General features: G+C 69.6%; 19 protein-coding genes. 15 read left to right on the top strand and 4 right to left on the bottom strand.

Annotated elements, in window-relative coordinates:
- Positions 1–26: 26 nt before the first annotated feature.
- From lepB to AB0N89_RS09300, 8 genes are all read left to right on the top strand, one after another.
- Positions 27–956: a signal peptidase I gene (lepB, locus tag AB0N89_RS09335; protein ID WP_364202179.1), complete on the top strand. Its 930-nt coding sequence runs from the start codon at positions 27–29 to the stop codon at positions 954–956.
- A gap of 58 nt (positions 957–1,014) precedes the next feature.
- Complete coding sequence (locus AB0N89_RS09330; RefSeq protein WP_364202410.1) at positions 1,015–1,794, top strand: ribonuclease HII; 780 nt, start codon at positions 1,015–1,017, stop codon at positions 1,792–1,794.
- Entirely contained in the window at positions 1,791–2,114 is a 324-nt protein-coding gene (locus tag AB0N89_RS09325; protein WP_003096226.1) for a DUF2469 domain-containing protein, read from the top strand. The genes AB0N89_RS09330 and AB0N89_RS09325 overlap by 4 nt, the downstream gene beginning before the upstream one ends.
- Positions 2,115–2,346: 232 nt before the next feature.
- Positions 2,347–2,733, top strand: coding sequence for a YraN family protein (locus tag AB0N89_RS09320; protein WP_364202177.1), 387 nt, complete (start codon positions 2,347–2,349; stop codon positions 2,731–2,733).
- A complete protein-coding gene (locus tag AB0N89_RS09315) occupies positions 2,734–4,245 on the top strand; it encodes a YifB family Mg chelatase-like AAA ATPase (protein ID WP_364202174.1) in 1,512 nt (503 codons plus the stop codon). It abuts the gene before it with no gap.
- On the top strand, positions 4,242–5,381 hold the full coding sequence (gene dprA / locus AB0N89_RS09310; protein WP_364202172.1) for a DNA-processing protein DprA: 1,140 nt from the start codon (positions 4,242–4,244) through the stop codon (positions 5,379–5,381). The genes AB0N89_RS09315 and dprA overlap by 4 nt, the downstream gene beginning before the upstream one ends.
- A gap of 105 nt (positions 5,382–5,486) precedes the next feature.
- A complete protein-coding gene (locus tag AB0N89_RS09305; protein ID WP_364202169.1) occupies positions 5,487–6,482 on the top strand; it encodes a tyrosine recombinase XerC in 996 nt (331 codons plus the stop codon).
- Between the two features lie 20 nt (positions 6,483–6,502).
- Positions 6,503–7,438: a FliA/WhiG family RNA polymerase sigma factor gene (locus tag AB0N89_RS09300; RefSeq protein WP_364202166.1), complete on the top strand. Its 936-nt coding sequence runs from the start codon at positions 6,503–6,505 to the stop codon at positions 7,436–7,438.
- Between the two features lie 476 nt (positions 7,439–7,914).
- Here AB0N89_RS09300 and AB0N89_RS09295 read toward each other — a convergent pair whose 3' ends face one another.
- Positions 7,915–8,520: a M23 family metallopeptidase gene (locus AB0N89_RS09295; RefSeq protein ID WP_364202163.1), complete on the bottom strand. Its 606-nt coding sequence runs from the start codon at positions 8,518–8,520 to the stop codon at positions 7,915–7,917.
- 383 nt (positions 8,521–8,903) lie between these two features.
- On the opposite strand from AB0N89_RS09295, the gene rpsB reads away from it, so the two are divergent.
- From rpsB to AB0N89_RS09265, 6 genes are all read left to right on the top strand, one after another.
- Complete coding sequence (rpsB, locus tag AB0N89_RS09290; RefSeq protein ID WP_191258455.1) at positions 8,904–9,770, top strand: 30S ribosomal protein S2; 867 nt, start codon at positions 8,904–8,906, stop codon at positions 9,768–9,770.
- Between the two features lie 89 nt (positions 9,771–9,859).
- Positions 9,860–10,684, top strand: a complete 825-nt coding sequence (gene tsf, locus AB0N89_RS09285) for a translation elongation factor Ts (protein WP_364202159.1) — start codon at positions 9,860–9,862, stop codon at positions 10,682–10,684.
- A 94-nt stretch (positions 10,685–10,778) separates the two neighbouring features.
- Entirely contained in the window at positions 10,779–11,522 is a 744-nt protein-coding gene (pyrH, locus tag AB0N89_RS09280) for a UMP kinase (RefSeq protein WP_016336220.1), read from the top strand.
- Positions 11,523–11,573: 51 nt separating this feature from the next.
- The gene (frr, locus tag AB0N89_RS09275; RefSeq protein WP_020630578.1) at positions 11,574–12,131 is read left to right on the top strand and encodes a ribosome recycling factor; all 558 of its coding nucleotides are present in this window, start codon (positions 11,574–11,576) and stop codon (positions 12,129–12,131) included.
- Positions 12,131–13,045, top strand: a complete 915-nt coding sequence (locus AB0N89_RS09270) for a phosphatidate cytidylyltransferase (protein ID WP_364202154.1) — start codon at positions 12,131–12,133, stop codon at positions 13,043–13,045. The genes frr and AB0N89_RS09270 overlap by 1 nt, the downstream gene beginning before the upstream one ends.
- Before the next feature lie 221 nt (positions 13,046–13,266).
- Positions 13,267–13,455 (top strand): carboxylesterase family protein, encoded by a 189-nt coding sequence (locus AB0N89_RS09265; RefSeq protein ID WP_364202151.1) that lies wholly within the window; start codon positions 13,267–13,269, stop codon positions 13,453–13,455.
- Positions 13,456–13,495: 40 nt separating this feature from the next.
- Here the strand turns inward: AB0N89_RS09265 and AB0N89_RS09260 are convergent, their stop codons facing one another.
- Positions 13,496–14,341, bottom strand: a complete 846-nt coding sequence (locus AB0N89_RS09260; protein ID WP_364202148.1) for a VOC family protein — start codon at positions 14,339–14,341, stop codon at positions 13,496–13,498.
- Positions 14,342–14,459: 118 nt separating this feature from the next.
- Here AB0N89_RS09260 and AB0N89_RS09255 point away from each other — a divergent pair, with 118 nt between their 5' ends.
- Complete coding sequence (locus AB0N89_RS09255; RefSeq protein ID WP_364202145.1) at positions 14,460–15,278, top strand: class I SAM-dependent methyltransferase; 819 nt, start codon at positions 14,460–14,462, stop codon at positions 15,276–15,278.
- Here AB0N89_RS09255 and AB0N89_RS09250 read toward each other — a convergent pair.
- Both AB0N89_RS09250 and AB0N89_RS09245 read right to left on the bottom strand, forming a co-directional pair.
- Positions 15,245–15,868 (bottom strand): PadR family transcriptional regulator, encoded by a 624-nt coding sequence (locus AB0N89_RS09250; RefSeq protein ID WP_364202142.1) that lies wholly within the window; start codon positions 15,866–15,868, stop codon positions 15,245–15,247. The genes AB0N89_RS09255 and AB0N89_RS09250 overlap by 34 nt on opposite strands.
- Positions 15,869–15,973: 105 nt before the next feature.
- Positions 15,974–17,839, bottom strand: a complete 1,866-nt coding sequence (locus AB0N89_RS09245; protein WP_364202139.1) for a YcaO-like family protein — start codon at positions 17,837–17,839, stop codon at positions 15,974–15,976.

Genomic DNA, 17,839 nt, shown 5'->3' with positions numbered 1-17,839 from the left:
CACTCGGTTACAGGTAACCTGGCGTCGTGGTCGAACCCGTGTCCCAGAACACCTCCGAAGACGAGCCCGATCGCCCCGACGAGGAGCACCCCACCAGGGCCTCTCGCCGGGGCCGATCCGGCTCCAAGAAATTCGGCAAGGTCAACAAGAAGCGGTCGTTCTGGAAGGAACTGCCGATCCTGATCGTCGTCGCACTCGTGCTGACGATCCTGATCCAGCAGTTCCTCGCCAAGGTCTACATGATCCCGTCGGGATCCATGGAGACCACCCTGCACGGCTGCGCCGGGTGCACGGGCGACCGGATCCTGGTCGACCGGATCACCTACGACTTCACCGATCCCGGCCCGGGTGACGTGGTGGTCTTCAAGGGACCGCCCGCCTGGGCAGGCGAGATCGAGACGCCGGAGTCCAGCAACATCTTCGTCACCGGCTTCCGCGCGCTCGGTTCGCTGATCGGGTTCGCGCCGCCGGACGAGCGCGACTTCGTCAAGCGGATCATCGCGGTCGGTGGCCAGACGGTGCAGTGCTGCGACAAAAACCGGGTCGTCGTGGACGGCAAGGCTCTCGACGAGCCGTACGTCCACTGGGAAGAGGGCATGGCGCCCACCGAGAAGACGTTCGAGCCGGTCAAGGTACCCGCCGGATACGTCTGGGTGATGGGCGACAACCGCAACAACTCGAGCGACTCCCGCTTCCAGGGCGGCGGTGGCGTGAACGGCGCCGTCCCGGTCGACAACATCATCGGCAAGGCGCGCGTCATCGTGCTCCCGCCCGGCCGCTGGGGTGGCGTTTCGGACCACAATCCGCAGGCGAACGCGAAGCCGCTGGCGCTCGGCGCGCCGGCCTGGCAGCAGGGACTTCCCCTGGGCGTCGGCGTCGCGGCGGCGTGGCCCGTGGTCTTCCTCGGCAGGCGGATGTCGTCCGGAGTGCGCAAGGCGGTCGACCGGAGGCGGTAAGGCCTTGAGAGTTCCTGTACCGCTCACACCGGCCGATCCGCTTCGGCCGCCGCGGGCAGTGGTGCGTGGCGACCTCTTCTGGGGGTTGCAGGGCGCGCTGGACCGGCGGGGCCTCGGGCCCGTCGCCGGAGTCGACGAGGCAGGGCGCGGCGCTTGCGCCGGCCCGCTCGTCGTGGCCGCCTGTGTGCTGCGTCCCGGTGACGCGGCCAGGCTGCCCGAGCTCACCGACTCGAAGGTGCTCACGGCCAAGGCCCGCGACCGGGTCTACGACAGGGTCGTCAAACGTGCCGTCGACTATTCGGTCATCGTCATCCCGGCCGCCGAGGTCGACCTGTTCGGCATCCACGTCATGAACCTCGAAGGCATGCGACGGGCGGTTTCGGCGCTGCGGAACACGCCTGGCTACGTCCTGACCGACGGGTTCCGCGTGTCCGGCCTGCCCGCCCCGAGCGTCCCGGTGATCAAGGGGGACAAGGCCGTCGCGTGCGTGGCGGCGGCGTCCGTGCTGGCCAAGGTCACGCGGGACCGGATCATGGGCGACCTGCACGACGTCCACCCGCACTACGGTTTCGACGTGCACAAGGGGTACAGCACCACCGAGCACAGCGCGGCGCTGACCGCTCACGGACCGAGTCCGGTCCATCGCTGGTCGTACGCCAATGTGGCCACCGCGGCCGCCGCGCACCGGGTGCGGCCGCCTCACCCGGTCGTGCTGACCGTCGCGGCACTGGAAAACCCGAGCGTGCCGATACGTGCCCTCGGCCCGTACGTGGGTAACAATGAACGCTCCGCCGCTGGAGTAGCAGCAGAATCGCGAGGAGGGGCGCGGATTTCATGAGCGCAGAGGATCTCGAGAAGTACGAGACCGAGATGGAGCTCTCGCTTTACCGCGAGTACCGCGACATAGTCGGTCAGTTCTCGTACGTGGTGGAGACCGAGCGGCGGTTCTATCTGGCCAACGCCGTCGACGTGCAGGTGCGCGACGGCGGCGGCGAGGTGTACTTCGAGGTCCGGATGTCCGACGCGTGGGTCTGGGACATGTACCGGCCCGCCAGGTTCGTCAAGCACGTCCGGGTCATCACGTTCAAGGACGTCAACGTCGAGGAACTCGACAAACCCGACCTTCGCCTGCCCGAGGACGGTCCGTTCTCCGGCTGATCCCCGGAAGTCCGCGAAGTGCCCCCTCCAGCAGGCTGGAGGGGGCACTTCGCGTTTCCGCGGACGCCTAGCACGAGCACCGACGATTTCCGGCCCGCGACCGCCCGCGGCGGCCGAGTTGTCCACAACACCCCGGTTGTCCACAGGCGGGCGAATCGGGTCTGGTCCACCCCCGGTCACCCTGGCAGCGTTGATCGCACACGCACTGTGACGATCGCTGAGGGGGATCGAGATGACGAGCACGGCCGAACAACCGACCGCCGGGGCATCGCCCGCCGAACTGGGCCGATGGGGGGAGGAACTCGCGGTCCGGCATCTGGAGAAGACGGGCTACGTGGTCCTGAGCCGCAACTGGCGTTGCCGTGACGGCGAACTGGATCTTGTGGCGACCGACCGGAAACGCCTCGTCTTCTGCGAGGTGAAGACGAGGGCGGGGCTGGGTTTCGGCACCCCCGCCGAGGCGGTGAACCCGATCAAGGCGGACCGCATCCGCCGTCTCGCGCATCAATGGCAGCACACGTTCATGCTCCGCTGGTGCCCGGTCCGCTACGACATCATCGCGATCGTCGCCCGGCCCGACGCCCGGCCGCGGGTGCGGCACATCAAGGCGGCGTTCTGAATGGCGCTGGCGAAAGCCTGGTCCGTGGCGCTGCTGGGCGTCGAGGGCAGGATGATCGAGATCGAGGCCGACATCGGTGGCGGGGCGCCGAAGGTGACGATGGTCGGGTTGCCCGACACCGGGCTGAAGGAGGCCAAGGACAGGGTTCGCTCCGCCGTCCGCAACTCGGGCCGGACCTGGCCGGACGAGAGGGTCATCCTCGGTCTGTCCCCGGCGAACCTGCCGAAGGTGGGGTCGGGTTACGACCTGGGCATCGCCGCGGCGGTCATGGCCGCGACAGGATCGGTTCCGGCCACGAAACTGCTGCACACCGTGCTGCTCGGCGAACTCGCCCTCGACGGCCGGGTGCGGGCGGTCCGCGGGATCCTGCCGGGCCTGCTGGCGGCGCGCGACGCCGGTTACCGGCGAGCTGTCGTACCCGCCGAGTCGTTGTTCGAAGCCGCCCTCGTCGACGGTCTGGAGGTCGGCGGCATCGCCCGGCTGAGCGATTTCGTGGACTGGCTCAAGGGCGAAGGGGAGCTCGTCCGGCCCGAGCCGTTCGCCGTCCAGGAGCCGACGAAGGTGCCCGACCTCGCCGACGTCGTGGGACAACCGGAGGCGCGGTGGGCGCTGGAAGTGGCCGCGGCGGGCGGGCATCACCTGCTCATGACGGGCCCGCCCGGCGTGGGGAAGACGATGCTCGCGAAACGTCTTCCCGGTCTCCTGCCGCGACTGTCCGCCGAGGAGTCGTTGCAGGTCACCGCCGTCCATTCGATCGACGGTTCGCTGTCCCGGTCCGCACCGCTGGTCACCGTGCCGCCGTTCGTCGCGCCGCACCATTCGATCAGCGTGCCCGCCCTGATCGGCGGTGGCAGCGGCCTGGCCGTTCCCGGCGCGATCAGCAGGGCGCACCGGGGCATCCTGTTCCTCGACGAGGTGTGCGAATTCGGCCCGGAACGGCTGGAGTCGCTGCGCACGGTCCTGGAAGAGGGCGAAGTACGGATCGCGAGGGTCAAGGGCGCCGTGCGGTACCCGGCACGTTTCCAGCTGGTGCTGGCGACCAATCCCTGTCCTTGCGCTCCGGCGAAGGAAGCCGATTGCACCTGCTCGGCTTCGGTGCGAAGGCGGTACTTGGGCCGGCTGTCCGGACCATTACTCGATCGGGTGGATTTGCGGGTCCGGCTGCGTCCGCTTTCCGCGCTCAGAGCGCACCTGAGCGAGCCGCCTGAAGCGTCGGCGGCCGTCCGGGAACGAGTCCTGGAGGCGCGCGAGCGAGCCGGGAAACGCTGGGCGGAGCAGGGCTGGCCGACGAACGCGGAGGTGCCCGGCCCGGCACTGCGCCGCGAGTTCGTCCTGCCGTCGCAGGTCACGGCGTTGCTTGACCGCGCGCTGGAGCGCGGCGCGATCACCGCGCGCGGCGCGGACCGCTGTCTTCGCATCGCTTGGACGCTCGCCGATCTGAAGGGCGCCGACAAGCCGGAGGCGGATGAGGTCGCGGCCGCGTTGAACTTCCGAGAGAGGTCATCCGGATGAGTGAACTCGACGCCGAACGGGTCGCGCGTTCGTATCTCCTGCGCGTGGCCGAGCCTCCGGCGCCCGCGTTGGCCGGTTTCGTGGGCGAACACGGCCCGATCGTCGCCGCGGAACGGGTGTCGCGAGCGGATTGCCCGCCGAAGGTGCGCGACGAGACGGCCGCGCGTCGAGCGCACGACTACGCCGAGCGCGACCTGGAACGAGCCGCCGCTGGCGAGACCAGGCTCGTCATCCCCGAAGACGACGAATGGCCTGATTGGCCGCTGCTTTCGCTGGCCGTCGCCCAAGGCAGGGGAGTCTCCGGTGCGGCGCCTCCGCTGGCGCTGTGGGTGCGCGGTCCGGCCAGACTCGACGAGGCGGTGGACCAGGCGATCGCGATCGTCGGCGCCCGCGCGGCGACCGAGTACGGCCTGCACAACGCGGCCGAGCTGGGGTATCACCTGGCGGGCCGGGGGATCCCGGTGTTCTCGGGGGCGGCGTACGGCATCGACGGCGCGGCGCACCGGGGCGCGCTGAGCGCGGACGGCACGACGGTCGCCCTGCTCGGCTGTGGGATCGACGCCGGATACCCGGCGCAGCACACGACCTTGTTGCGCACCATCGGGAAAACCGGCGCGGTGGTGAGCGAGTACCCGCCGGGGACCTCGCCCGCGAGGCATCGCTTCCTCGTCCGCAACAGGCTCATCGCGGCGCTCACGGAAGGGACCGTCGTGGTCGAGGCGGGCAGGCGCAGCGGCGCGCGGAACACCGCCGGTACGGCGGGGGTGCTGGGCAAGGTCGTGATGGCGATGCCGGGACCGGTCTCGTCGGGGATGTCCGCCGGCTGCCACGCGCTGATCCGCGAAGGCGAGGCCACGCTGGTGACCTCGGTCGACGAGATCCTGGAGACCGCGGGACGGCTGGGGGAGGCGGGCCCGGATCCGTCGAGACCGCGCCGCCGCACGGATCGGCTCGGTCCGGAGGCCTTGCGGGTGCACGACGCGCTGTCCGAACGGTCGCCGAGACCCGAGGAACGGATCGCGGCCGAGTCGGGCGTCCCGGTCGAGCGCGTCCGCGCGCTGCTTCCCGAGCTGGAACTCGACGGCTTCGCGGAGAAAGGTGACGCAGGGTGGCGAAGACGGCCCGCCAAGACCTGACTGGCCTACACCCGGGACGCCATCCCGGCACGATCCGACCACGGACGCCACAACAGGGTGCGGCGATACTTGACCATCTGCCGTACATCGCGCAGCGTGATCGGCATGCCGTCGACCGAAGGTCCCCACGGCACGGGAAAACGCGCCCGCAGACCCGATCTGCGCGCTGCCCGTGCGGCGCTGCCGGAGCCCGTCCGGAAGCTGATCGACGACTACGAGCGGCACCTTTCCCTGGAACGCGGGCTTTCCGCGCACACCGTGCGTGCCTACCTCGGCGACGTGGTCTCGCTGCTGGGTTTCGTGGACGGGAACGGCGGCCGGTTCGAGGACCTCGACATCGGGACGCTGCGTGGCTGGCTGGCCCGGCAGCGCGAGGACGGGGCGAGCCGGACGACTCTGGCCAGGCGAGCGGCGGCGGCCCGCACCTTCACCGCGTGGGCCCATCGAGGCGGGTCGCTCGCGTCCGATCCGGGCGGGCGGCTGGTGGCGCCGCGTGCGCACCGCAAGCTTCCCGGGGTCCTCCGGGCGGAACAGGCGAGCGAGGTCATGCGCTCCTCAGCCGCCGGTGCCGAACAGCGCGACCCGGTGGCCTTGAGGGACAGTGCCATCGTGGAACTGCTCTACGCGACCGGTGTGCGGGTCTCGGAACTGTGCGGGCTGGACGTCGGCGACGTCGACTTCTCCCGCCGGGTCGTGCTTGTGCTGGGCAAGGGCGGCAAAGAACGCGTCGTGCCGTTCGGCGTCCCCGCCGAGACCGCCTTGAAGGTGTGGCTCGACGAAGGCAGGGGAAAGCTCACCGTCGAAGCGAAGGGACCGGCCGAAGCCGCGCTCTTCCTGGGGGCGCGAGGAGGCAGGCTCGACCCGCGGGCGGCCCGCCGGGTCGTCCACGACGCCGTCGGCTCCGTTCCGGGCGCGAACGACATGGGGCCGCACGGCCTGAGGCATTCCGCGGCCACTCATCTGCTCGAAGGCGGCGCCGATCTTCGGAGCGTTCAGGAACTGCTTGGTCACGCTACGCTGGCCACAACGCAGCTCTACACTCATGTGACCGTCGATCGGCTGAAGGCGATCCACGACCGCGCGCACCCCCGGGCCCGATGATGCCGGGGAGAACCCGGCAGGTGACCCGGCGGCCCGAACCGGCGGCGCACGCGCATCCGCACGAGCACGGAGAACACGCTGAGTCGCATGCTGAGAACGGCGGTCCGATGACCGCCGACCCACATGTCACCGAAGCCGCCGGGAAACACCGTCCCGGCGGAGGCGGTCCTGCCGTCGCGCCCGGGGCGCGGACGGCCTACGAGGTGGACGCCGGCATCCAGGCGTTGTGGCGGGAGTTCACCGAATCGCCGGACCAGATCGTGCGCGACAGGCTCGTGCTGCACTACGCCCCGCTCGTCAAGTACGTCGCGGGCCGGGTCGGCACCGGCCTGCCGACCCACGTCGACGTGGGCGATCTGATCCAGTCCGGGATCTTCGGCCTGGTCGACGCGATCGAGAAGTTCGAACCCGCTCGGGGCCTGCGGTTCGAGACCTACGCCATGCAGCGCATCCGCGGCGCGATCCTCGACGATCTCCGTTCCCAGGACTGGGTGCCCAGGGCGGTGCGCAGCAAGGCCCGCGAGGCCGAGCGCGCGCTGGAACGCCTCGGCGCCCGCCTGAACCGCACGCCGACCGACGCCGAGCTGGCGGCCGAGCTCGAAATCAGCGTCGACGACCTGCGCGAGTTCTACGGCCAGCTGCAGCTGACCAGCGTCATCGCGCTGGAGGACCTCGTCGCGGCGGGCAAGGACAGCGGCTCGCTGGTCGACACCCTGCCCGACGACGGGGCCGTCGACCCGGTGGCCGTCCTGGTCGACCAGGACAACCGTCGCCAGCTGGCGCAGGCGATCGCCCAGCTCACCGAACGCGACCGGATCGTGGTCGGTCTCTACTACTTCGAGAGCCTGACGCTCGCCGAGATCGGCAAGGTCCTCGGCGTCACCGAGTCCCGGGTCAGCCAGCTGCACACCCGCGCCGTCATGCGGCTGCGCGCGAAACTCGTCGAGCAGGCCTGAAGACGTCCCGCCGGCCGTGTCGTCCGCCCACGCACGCGTGTCGTCCGTCTGATCACGCGTGACCACCGTCAGGCGACCGCCGCTCCCGCCGAACATCGCCGGGACACCTCTGGCCGGTCGTGATCAGCCGTGCTCGGAGGCGGATCACGCGTGCTCGGGGGCGGGACTCGGGTGACTGGACGGACGACTCGCGTGCTCGGGGGCGGGACTCGCGTGACTGGACGGACGACTCGCGTGGCTGGATGGACGACACGTGTGATCGGGCGCGGAACTCGTGTGATCAGGGGCGGGACTCGTGTGATCAGGGGCGGGACTCGTGTGATCAGGGGCGGGACTCGCGTGGCTGGACGGACGACTCGGGTGACTGGACGGACGACACGTGTGGCTGGACGGACGACACGCGTGCGCAGGCACGGGACTCGCGTGAGTGGGCGGGCGACACGACTGGCGAAGGTTCCCGGGACGCGGGCTCAGTCTCAGTCTCCTTCCCACGGTTTGAGGCGGATCTCGGACGGGTCACCGATCAGCGCGAGCGGATCGACGTACTCCTCGCCCCGCCGGACGCCGAAATGGAGGCAAGCCGGTCCGGGGCAGTCCGGATGCCCGGCGGCGAGCGTTCCGAGCACCTGGCCCCGGTAGACCTGATCACCCGCGGTGACCGTCGCGGCGACTGGTTCGTATGTGGTCCGCAGACCTCCTTCGTGATCGATCGAAACCACTCCGCGGCCCGCCACCTGCCCGGCGAACATCACCACTCCCTCGGCGGCCGCGAGGACGTCCGCGCCTGGCGCGGCGGCGAGGTCGACGCCCCGATGACCGGGACCGTACGGCGTCGCCGGCGGCTCGAAGTACCTGGTGACACTGGGTGTCGGCGAGAGCGGCCAGGAGAGGCGCCCTTGCGGAGAGGGCGCGCCTCTGGCCGTTCCCGGCGTCGCCGAAGCGGTCAGGAGCGCGAGCACCGTCGCGAGGATCGCGAGGCGGGGAAGGCCTCGCGGACGCCCAGGGCGGCGGTGCCTGCCGCCGGTGCGGTCGATCGCGAAGGAATGCCTGGTGACAGGGCGGGAACAGGTCGTAGTGGTCATGTGTTCCAGCCTGCGGGCACGGCGTGGCGCGTGGGGCGCGCCGGGGGAATCTGTGGATAACCGAGCCGGTTGTGGACAACCCCTCTCATCAGGGACTGCCGGTGCGGTACCCGGTGGCGACAGGGAGTAGACTCTTTTGCGCGGTCCGCGGCAGCGGGCTGACTTCGCGTGCACGTGCGCGCTCCCGATGGCCGATCTCCTCACGGAGGGTCAGGACAGGCGGGGGCACACGGTCCGGCGGTCCCTGGGGTTCACTTCGCTCCCGGGTCCGGGCCCGAGCATCTGCACCAGGGCGATCGGCCACCCGGCCGAGAGCGACGAACCGAGCAAGCGCGTTCCGGCCCGGCCGGGCGCGCACGACACAGAAGAGGTTGATTCCGGCAATGGCCGTCGTCACCATGAAGCAGCTGCTCGACAGCGGCGTGCACTTCGGGCACCAGACCCGTCGGTGGAACCCGAAGATGAAGCGCTACATCTTCACCGAGCGCAACGGCATCTATATCATCGACCTGCAGCAGACGCTGACGTACATCGACCGTGCGTTCGAGTTCATCAAGGAAACCGTCGCGCACGGCGGCACCATCATGTTCGTCGGCACGAAGAAGCAGGCTCAGGAAGCCATCGCCTCCGAGGCCTCGCGCGTGGGCATGCCCTACGTGAACCAGCGCTGGCTCGGCGGCATGCTGACCAACTTCCAGACGGTGCACAAGCGTCTCCTCCGCCTGAAGGAGCTCGAGTCGCAGGAGCAGACCGGCGGCTTCGCCGGCCTGACCAAGCGCGAAATCCTCACGCTCACCCGTGAGAAGGACAAGCTCGAGAAGACCCTCGGCGGTATCCGCGACATGGCCAAGGTGCCGAGCATCGTGTGGATCGTCGACACGAAGAAGGAGCACATCGCCGTCGGCGAGGCTCGCAAGCTGAACATCCCGGTCGTCGCGATCCTGGACACCAACTGCGACCCGGACGAGGTCGACTACCCGATCCCGGGTAACGACGACGCGATCCGTTCGGCCGCGCTGCTGACCAAGGTCGTGGCCGAGGCCGCCGCCGCCGGTCTGATGGCCCGCTCCAGCCGCAACGGTTCCTCCGCCGACGCCAAGCCCGAGGCGGGCGTCGCCACGGACGAGCCGCTGGCCGAGTGGGAGAAGGAGCTGCTCGCCGGCTCCGAGACCGCCGCCGCGGACGCCAAGGAAGCCGCCGCCGCGACCGGCGCCGAGGCCCCGGCCGAGCAGGCCACCGCCTCCTCCTGATCCACCGCCCGTGGGGCCGCCTCCGGGCGGCCCCACGGGTTACTTCCCCAAAGACTTCTCGTACCTGAAAAAGGACGGACACACCCACGATGGCGAACTACACCGCCGCAGACGTGAAGCGTCTCCGGGAGCTCACCGGCTCCGGCATGATGAACTGCAAGAAGGCGCTGGAGGAGAACGACGGCGACTTCGACAAGGCCGTCGAGTTCCTGCGCATCAAGGGCGCCAAGGACGTCGGCAAGCGCGCCGAGCGCGCCACCGCCGAGGGCCTCGTCGCCGGTGACGGCGGCGTGCTGATCGAGCTCGACTCCGAGACCGACTTCGTCGCGAAGAACGAGGACTTCCAGGCGCTCGCCTCGAAGATCGTCGAGGTCGCGAAGGCCGAGAAGACCAGCGACGTCGAGAAGCTGAAGGCCGCCGCGCTCGACGGCAAGACCGTCGAAGAGCAGGTCCAGGAGCTCGCCGCCCGTATCGGCGAGAAGCTCGAGCTGCGCCGTGTCGCCGCTTACGAGGGCACCACCACCACGTACCTGCACCGTCGCGGTGCGGACCTTCCCCCCGCCGTCGGCGTGCTCATCGAGTACACCGGTGAGGGCGAGTCCGCCGCCGAGGCCGCTCGTGGCGCCGCCATGCAGGTCGCCGCGCTCAAGGCCAAGTACCTCACCCGTGACGAGGTCCCGGCCGAGATCGTCGAGAACGAGCGTCGCGTCGCCGAGGCGACCGCCCGCGAAGAGGGCAAGCCGGAGCAGGCCATGCCCAAGATCATCGAGGGCAAGGTCAACGCCTACTACAAGGACAACGTCCTGCTTGAGCAGCCGTCGGTCAAGGACAACAAGAAGACCGTCAAGGCCCTGCTCGACGAGGCCGGCGTGGCCGTGAGCCGGTTCGCCCGGTTCGAGGTCGGCCAGGCCTGATCCAGGCGCGGAACACAAAGAACCACCACTGTGCCCCGTCTCCGTCCATCGGGGACGGGGCACAGTCGGGTTTCAGAGCATTAGGGAGGGCGACATGGGTGTCCGGGTCGAAGGCGGATACCGGCGGGTGCTGCTGAAACTGGGCGGCGAGATGTTCGGCGGCGGTTCCATCGGGGTTGATCCGGATGTGGTCCACTCCGTCGCCCAGCAGATCGCCGACGTGGCGCGCACGGGCGTGCAGATCGCCGTCGTGATCGGCGGCGGCAACTACTTCCGCGGCGCGGAACTGTCGCAGCGCGGCATGGACCGTGACCGCGCCGACTACATGGCGATGCTCGGCACCGTCATGAACTGCCTGGCGCTGCAGGACTTCCTGGAGAAGGAGGGCCTGCCCACCCGCGTGCAGACCGCCATCACCATGGGGCAGGTCGCCGAGCCGTACATCCCGCGCCGGGCCGAGCGTCACCTGGAGAAGGGCCGCGTCGTCATCTTCGGCGCCGGGGTCGGCATGCCCTACTTCTCGACCGACACCGCCGCCGCGCAGCGCGCGCTCGAACTCGGCTGCGAAGCCGTCTTGATGGCGAAGGCCGTCGACGGCGTCTACACCGCGGACCCGAAGAGCGACCCGACCGCCGAGATGTTCCACGAGATCAGCCACCGCGAGGTGCTGGAACGGGACCTCAAGGTCGCCGACGCCACCGCGTTCAGCCTGTGCATGGACAACAACATGCCGATCATCGTGTTCAATCTGCTCACCGAGGGGAACATCGCCCGTGCGGTCAGCGGTGAGAGGATCGGCACCTTGGTCGACACCCCCGCCGACGGGGTGTCCGCGTAGTCCTGCTCTGATCTCCGTAATCGGTACGCATACACAACAACGGGAGTTGCCGTGATCGACGAGACCCTCCTCGACGCCGAGGAGAAGATGGAAAAAGCGGTGTCCGTCGCCAAGGAGGACCTGTCGTCGGTACGCACCGGCCGGGCCCACCCCGGGATGTTCTCGCGCGTTGTCGTCGACTACTACGGCGCGCCGACCCCGCTGAACCAGCTGGCGGGCGTCAACATCCCCGAAGCCCGGATGGCGCTGGTCAAGCCTTACGACCAGACTTCGCTCAACGCCATCGAGAAGGCGATCCGCGAATCGGACCTCGGTGTCAATCCGAGCAACGACGGCAACGTGATCCGCATCGTCATCCCGCAGCTCACCGAAGAGCGCCGCAAGGAGATGGTGAAGGTCGCCAAGGCCAAGGGTGAAGACGCCCGGGTCTCGATCCGCAGCGTCCGCCGCAAGGCCAAGGAAGAGCTGGACCGGATCAAGAAGGACGGCGAGGCGGGCGAGGACGAGGTCGTCCACGCCGAGAAGGAACTGCAGAACCTCACCGACTCGTACACGCACAAGGTCGACGAGCTGGTGAAACACAAGGAAGCCGAGCTACTCGAGGTCTGATGAGCCAGGTGAGCGAGGAACGCGAGGACCGGGTGGACGCCCCGGAACCGGCTCCGGCGGCGATGCCGGAGCCCGAAACCGTGCCGGAACCGGCGCGGAAGGTTTCCCGCGCCGGCCGCAACCTGCCCGCCGCGATCGGGGTCGGGCTGCTGCTGGGCGCGGCGATCGTCACGTCCTTGCTCACCGTGCGCTTCCTGTTCATCGGCATCATCGCGATCGCGATCGCGGTCGGCACGATCGAGCTGGCCGGGGCACTGAAGCGCGCGGCGGGCATCCGGATCGCGCTGGTCCCGGTGCTCGTCGGCGGTCAGGCGATGATCTGGCTGGCCTGGCCGTACGGCCGTGAGGGCGCGCTGACGGCCTTCGTGCTGACGGTGCTCGTCTGCCTGCTGTGGCGGTTGCCCGGCGGGGCGGACGGCTATCTGCGCGACATCAGCGCGTCGGTCTTCGCGGCCGCGTACATCCCGCTTTTCGGTGCTTTCGCCGCCATGCTCGTCCCGCCGGACGACGGTGTCGGCCGGGTGCTGGCGTTCATGATCGGCGTCGTCGCCTCGGACACCGGCGGCTACATCGCCGGCGTGCTGGGCGGCAAGCATCCGATGGCGCCCAGCATCAGTCCGAAGAAGACCTGGGAAGGCTTCGCGGGCTCGCTCGTCGCCGGTGTGGTCGCCGGCGCGCTGACCCTGAGCCTGCTACTCGACGGCCACGCCTGGCAGGGTGTGCTGTTCGGCGCGGCGATCGTCTGCACCGCGACGCTGGGCGACCTCGTCGAGTCGCTGATCAAACGCGACCTCGGCGTCAAGGACATGGGGAACATGCTGCCGGGCCACGGCGGGCTGATGGATCGGCTCGACTCGTTGCTCCCCTCGGCCGTCGTCTCCTGGCTCCTGCTCTCGGCGTTCGTTCCCGTCTAGGCGAAATCCATGTGACAAGCCCCGAGCGCCGGGCCAAGGTCGAAGGATGCGAACTCAACGGATGAGTAAGCGACTTCTGGCCCTGGCACTGAGCGTGCTGACGTTCGGCGCCCTGACGACAGCCGTGGCGGAAGCGGGAGTTTCCAAGGCATCCGTTCGCCGCGCCACCCGTCGGTGACCTGCGCTGGGCGCCGCCGAGCGAGAAAGAGGACGCGAATCCGGTGACCTTGACGCCCGAGCAGCGGGAACTCGCGGCGAAGATGATCCGGTACTGGACCGCGTTCGCGCGGATCGGCGATCCGAACGGTGAGGACCTGCCGAAGTGGCGTCCTTCGCCGCGGACGCAGTCACTGGCACCGGAGGACATCCACCCGGTCGTGCAAGATCGCGGGTTCTGGGCGGGTATCTGAAGAAAGGGCCGGGGGTGACGTGGTCCCCGGCCCTTCCGGATCAGTCGTCGTAAGGATCGTCGACTTCGGCGCTGCCCCAGCCCTCGACGGCCCGGGAGTGGTCGATCACCGCGAACACCGAACCGTCCGGATCGGCGAGGATCGCCATCCGCCCGAACGGGGTGTCGTAGGGCTGGACCACGACGGCGCCGCCGAGCATCAGGGCCTGCCCCGCCGTGGCGTCCGCCCCGCGTGCCGGATCGAGTTCGAGGTAGACCATCCAATGCGGCGGGGTGTCCGCCCGGTACTCCGAGCCCATCACGTACCGGTACAGCACCGGTTCGTGCTCGATGAGCCATTCGGCGTAGTCGAGCGACGTGCCGTCGCCGATCTGATGGCTGGTGTAGTCGAAGAGGCGGCAGTAGAAGTGGTCCGCCGCCGCGCCGTCGTGCGTGTTGAGGTCCGCGCCGCTGAACGTGTTGGGCACGCCGGTCGCGAACTCCCAGGTCGCGGGCGGTTCCCAGAGGACTACGTGCGCACCGCACGCGTCGATGGCGTGGATGATGTTGCCGCGATGGGGAATCGCCATCGGCCCGAGCGTGACCCGGCCACCGAGACTGTCCACCCACTCTGCGGCCGCGGCCGCCTGGGGCACCGAGATGTGGACGCTCCAGCCGGACGGCCCCTCCGCGCCCGCGCGGTACAGACCGCCGGTCGGGACGCCGTTGAGCGTCGCGATCGAGTAGCGGCCCGTCGGCGTCGCGGGATCACGCTGAATCGTGTATTCCCAGTCGAAAAGTCCGCTGTAGAAGGCCTGCACGGCCGACTCGTCTCTGCACGCGAGCTCGATCCAGCACGGAATTCCTGAAGGGATGACGGAAGTGTGGGCGGCCGAGCCAAGCGACATGCGGTTCTCCCTGAGCGGTGGGGAGAGTAAAGTCTAGTCGCTTTCCGCAGTGTTTCCGTCAAAGATTTCGACCTGGATGGCCCGGAACCCGGCCCGGTGTCCCATCGTTGGAGCTTCCGTGCGCTGGTTTCCCCGAGCTGTCTCCTCCTTCCGCCGTGGCGGCGACGAGGTGCTGCCGAGCCCGAACATCTGGTACTACCAACAGGCTTACGAGGTCGAGAACCGCGCGCAGGACGTCGACGACGAGATCTGGCGGGCGCTCGCCGGCGCCCGTGACTGGGCCGGGGCGGACGTGCTCGACCTCGGCTGTGGTGACGGGTTTCACCTGCCCCGGTTCGCCGGGACCGCACGGTCGGTGCTCGGGATCGAGCCCCATGAGCCGCTCGTCCGCGACGCGCGCCGCCGCGTCGCGGAGCTGTCGAACGTCGAGGTTCGGCAGGGTCGTGCGCAGCGGCTTCCGGTGCCGGACGCGGCTTTCGACGTCGTCCACGCGCGGACCGCGTACTTCTTCGGCCCCGGCTGTGAACCGGGCCTTCGCGAGGCGGAGCGGGTGCTGCGGCCGGGCGGGACGCTGCTGATCGTGGACCTCGACGTGACCAGCGAGCCCTACGGCCGCTGGATGAGGCTGGATCTGCCGCACTACGACCCGCCGGGGGTCGAGAAGTTCTTCGCCCGTCAGGGATTCGACTGCCGCAAGGTGATGACGCGGTGGCTGTTCGAGGACGCCGCCGCGATGGAAGCGGTGCTGAAGATCGAGTTCAGCGCTCCGGTCGCGGCGAAGGCGATCGCGGAGGTCCGGCGCCTGAACGAGGTTTCGTCAGGCGCCGGGGAGAAGCGGATGACGCTGCCGGTGGGCTATCGCGTGCACGCACGCACCAAGCCCACCGGCCTCGTCGTGCCAGGTCACTCCGTGTCCTCGGCGGACGTCGTGTCCTGAGCGGGTTCCTCGGCCTCGCCGAGGATGCCGTAGATCGCCCGGCGCGCCTCGTTGAGGACGTCGACGGTGCGGGCCTGCTGGCCCTCGCTGCCGGCGTGCATGACCTGCGCGACCGCCGCGGCCAGGGTCGCCCCCGCCTTGCGCAGGTTCACCTCGACCGGGTCGACGTCGTGGGCGATCTGCTCCCACGGCGGGACGGCGTCCTGCTGCTCGGCCGCGGCGCGGCCGGACTCGGTGAGTTCGAACAGCTTCTTGCCGCTCTCGTCCTTGCTGATCACGAGGCCTTCGTCGGCCATCATCTGCAGGGTCGGGTAGACCGAGCCGGGGCTGGGCTTCCAGAAGCCGCCGCTGCGCTCGCCGATCTCGCGGATGATCTCGTAACCGTGCCTCGGCTGCTCGGAAAGCAGCGCGAGGATCGCGGCGCGGACGTCACCGCGCTTGCCGCGCCGTCCGCCGGGGCCACCGCGACGGCCGTGCCGATGCCGGTGGCCGGGCCCGCCCGGACCCGGGGGGAAGTCGCCGAAGCCGCCGCGAGCCCAAGGCCCGAAGGCGGGTCGGCCGTGTTCTGGAGGGAAAGGTCGTCGTCGCATGATGTGAATCCTCTCTACGTAATGTTCCGACACGTTCACGATATATCGGAAACGGTCGCACGGCAACCCCCTTCCTGTGATCCGGGTCTCAGTGGCTTGTTCTCGTCAAGCGCGGGGCAGCGGGAAGACGTTGAGGTCCCGCCGCCTCGAACCGGTGATCCTTCCGTTGCCCCACAAGGGAAAACCGGCGGGGAACGGCGGCACGAGACCCGGCACCAGAGTGTGCGCGACGTGGTGCCCGGCGGCCGCGACGTCGCAGGTCGTGAGGTCGACGCTGATCACCTCGAAGCCGCGGGCTTCGACGCGATCCTGATACGCCTTGAGCCGCCGTTCCCCGAGTGCGGGCACCTCGTCCCAGGACCGGTCCGGCAGGTTGCGCAGCCGCGGCGCGACCCCTCCGCCCGCCCGTGGGTCGAGGTAGATCTGCTGCTGGCAAAGGAGATCGGTGACGTCGGCGAAGTCGTCGCGGTAGGAGTCGAGGTAACGCCGGTCCGCCCGGTACGGCTTGAGATCGCCGTGCTCACGGCGCAGGGCGGACAGTCCGCGTTCGCTGTCGAGGGTCCGGTAAGTGTGCTGCGAGGCGAACCCCGCGGCGAGTGCCTCCTTGGCGGCTTCGAACGCGTCCGGGCGGGCGGCGAAGCCGAAGGACAGCCGGCGCGTCACGCGATCGAGCACCGCCGCCGCGATCACCGGGACGTCGAATTCGTTGTCGAGCGGGATGAGCGTGACCTCGTGCCCGTCCGCGGTGTCGGCGATGAGCGACCGGATCTCGTCCGGGATCGGGAGCCGGGCGAGGCGGGGCGTCGTGGCCCACCAGAGCATGGTGGTGTCGCCTTCGAGGGCCTCTTCGAGGCCGGACGTGACGGCCTGCTCTTCGGAGGTCCCGGTGGCGAGGCCCGCCGGCAGGGGATCGGCGAAGCGGGCTTCTCCCGGTTGCCGTTCGCGGGAGACCAGGAACGCCGGTACCCAGAGGGATTCCCCGGTGGTGTGGGAAAAGCCTTCCACCCACGAGCAGTCCGAGTCCGTCGCAAGCGGCGCGAACGGGAAGCCGGGGGATCGGTACTGGTCGGCCGAGTAGAGGTTCAGGCGGCGGGGGTCGAGCGCCGGAACGCCGTAGCGGGTCAGGCGCTCGTAGCTGCCGAAGCGCACTTCGCGGTCCGGAGGGAGCCAACTGCCGCAGTAGCGCTTCACGGCTTCGTCGATGGCTGCCTGCCTGGCGACGTCGAAGTCGTGCCACCCCGCGCCGACGGCCTGGCGATCGTTGGGCCAGTTCGTGACGCGGCGCATGTCCGCGACGTCGACCGCGCACAGCCGCAGCCGGGCGGGCATTCCCGGCGACGGCGGTATCTCGCGGATCCCGGTCACGATCCCGGTCCGGTCGTCGATCAAGGACGCGGGTGCGGGGACGGGCCGGGCGCGATCCGGGACGGGAAGGACCGGGCGGCGGACCTCGGTCAGATCCGCCGGGTCGAGGTCGATCTCGCCGGTGACGAGGGCGGTCCGCCCGCGGGAGAGCCAGCGTTCGAGGTGGGCGACGAGCACCGCCGCGACCCAGCGCGTGTCTCCCGGACTCAGCGCGGGCGCGACCACGTCGAGCAGGTGAGGATCCGGCGCGGCCGCGCGACGGCGGGCGACGACGTCGCCGAAGTCGATCCCGCCGGGCGTGATCACGGGCCCGGCGATCACCCGGCCGTGTTCACGGCGCAGCGGCAGCCATCGCACTCCGCTCTCGGCGCACAAGGTGTCCAACGTGGTCAGTTCGTCGTGGGCGGGATGATCGAAAGCCGCGACCACGACGGTGTTCTCCGTGTCCACTTCGGACAAACCGCGCAGGGGTGCCACGCTCGCGTACCCACAGGCGGCGAGCAGTTCCGCGAGGGGCACGGTGAGTGCCCGGGATCCGGTGAGGAGAACCGTGGTTTCGGGAATGATGGTGCACCACCTCCGCTGACCGAGTCTCGGACCGGGCAT

Source organism: Amycolatopsis sp. NPDC089917 (assembly GCF_040684635.1).
In the GTDB taxonomy this organism is placed as follows: domain Bacteria; phylum Actinomycetota; class Actinomycetes; order Mycobacteriales; family Pseudonocardiaceae; genus Amycolatopsis.
This window is presented reverse-complemented; position numbering and strand designations above follow the sequence as displayed.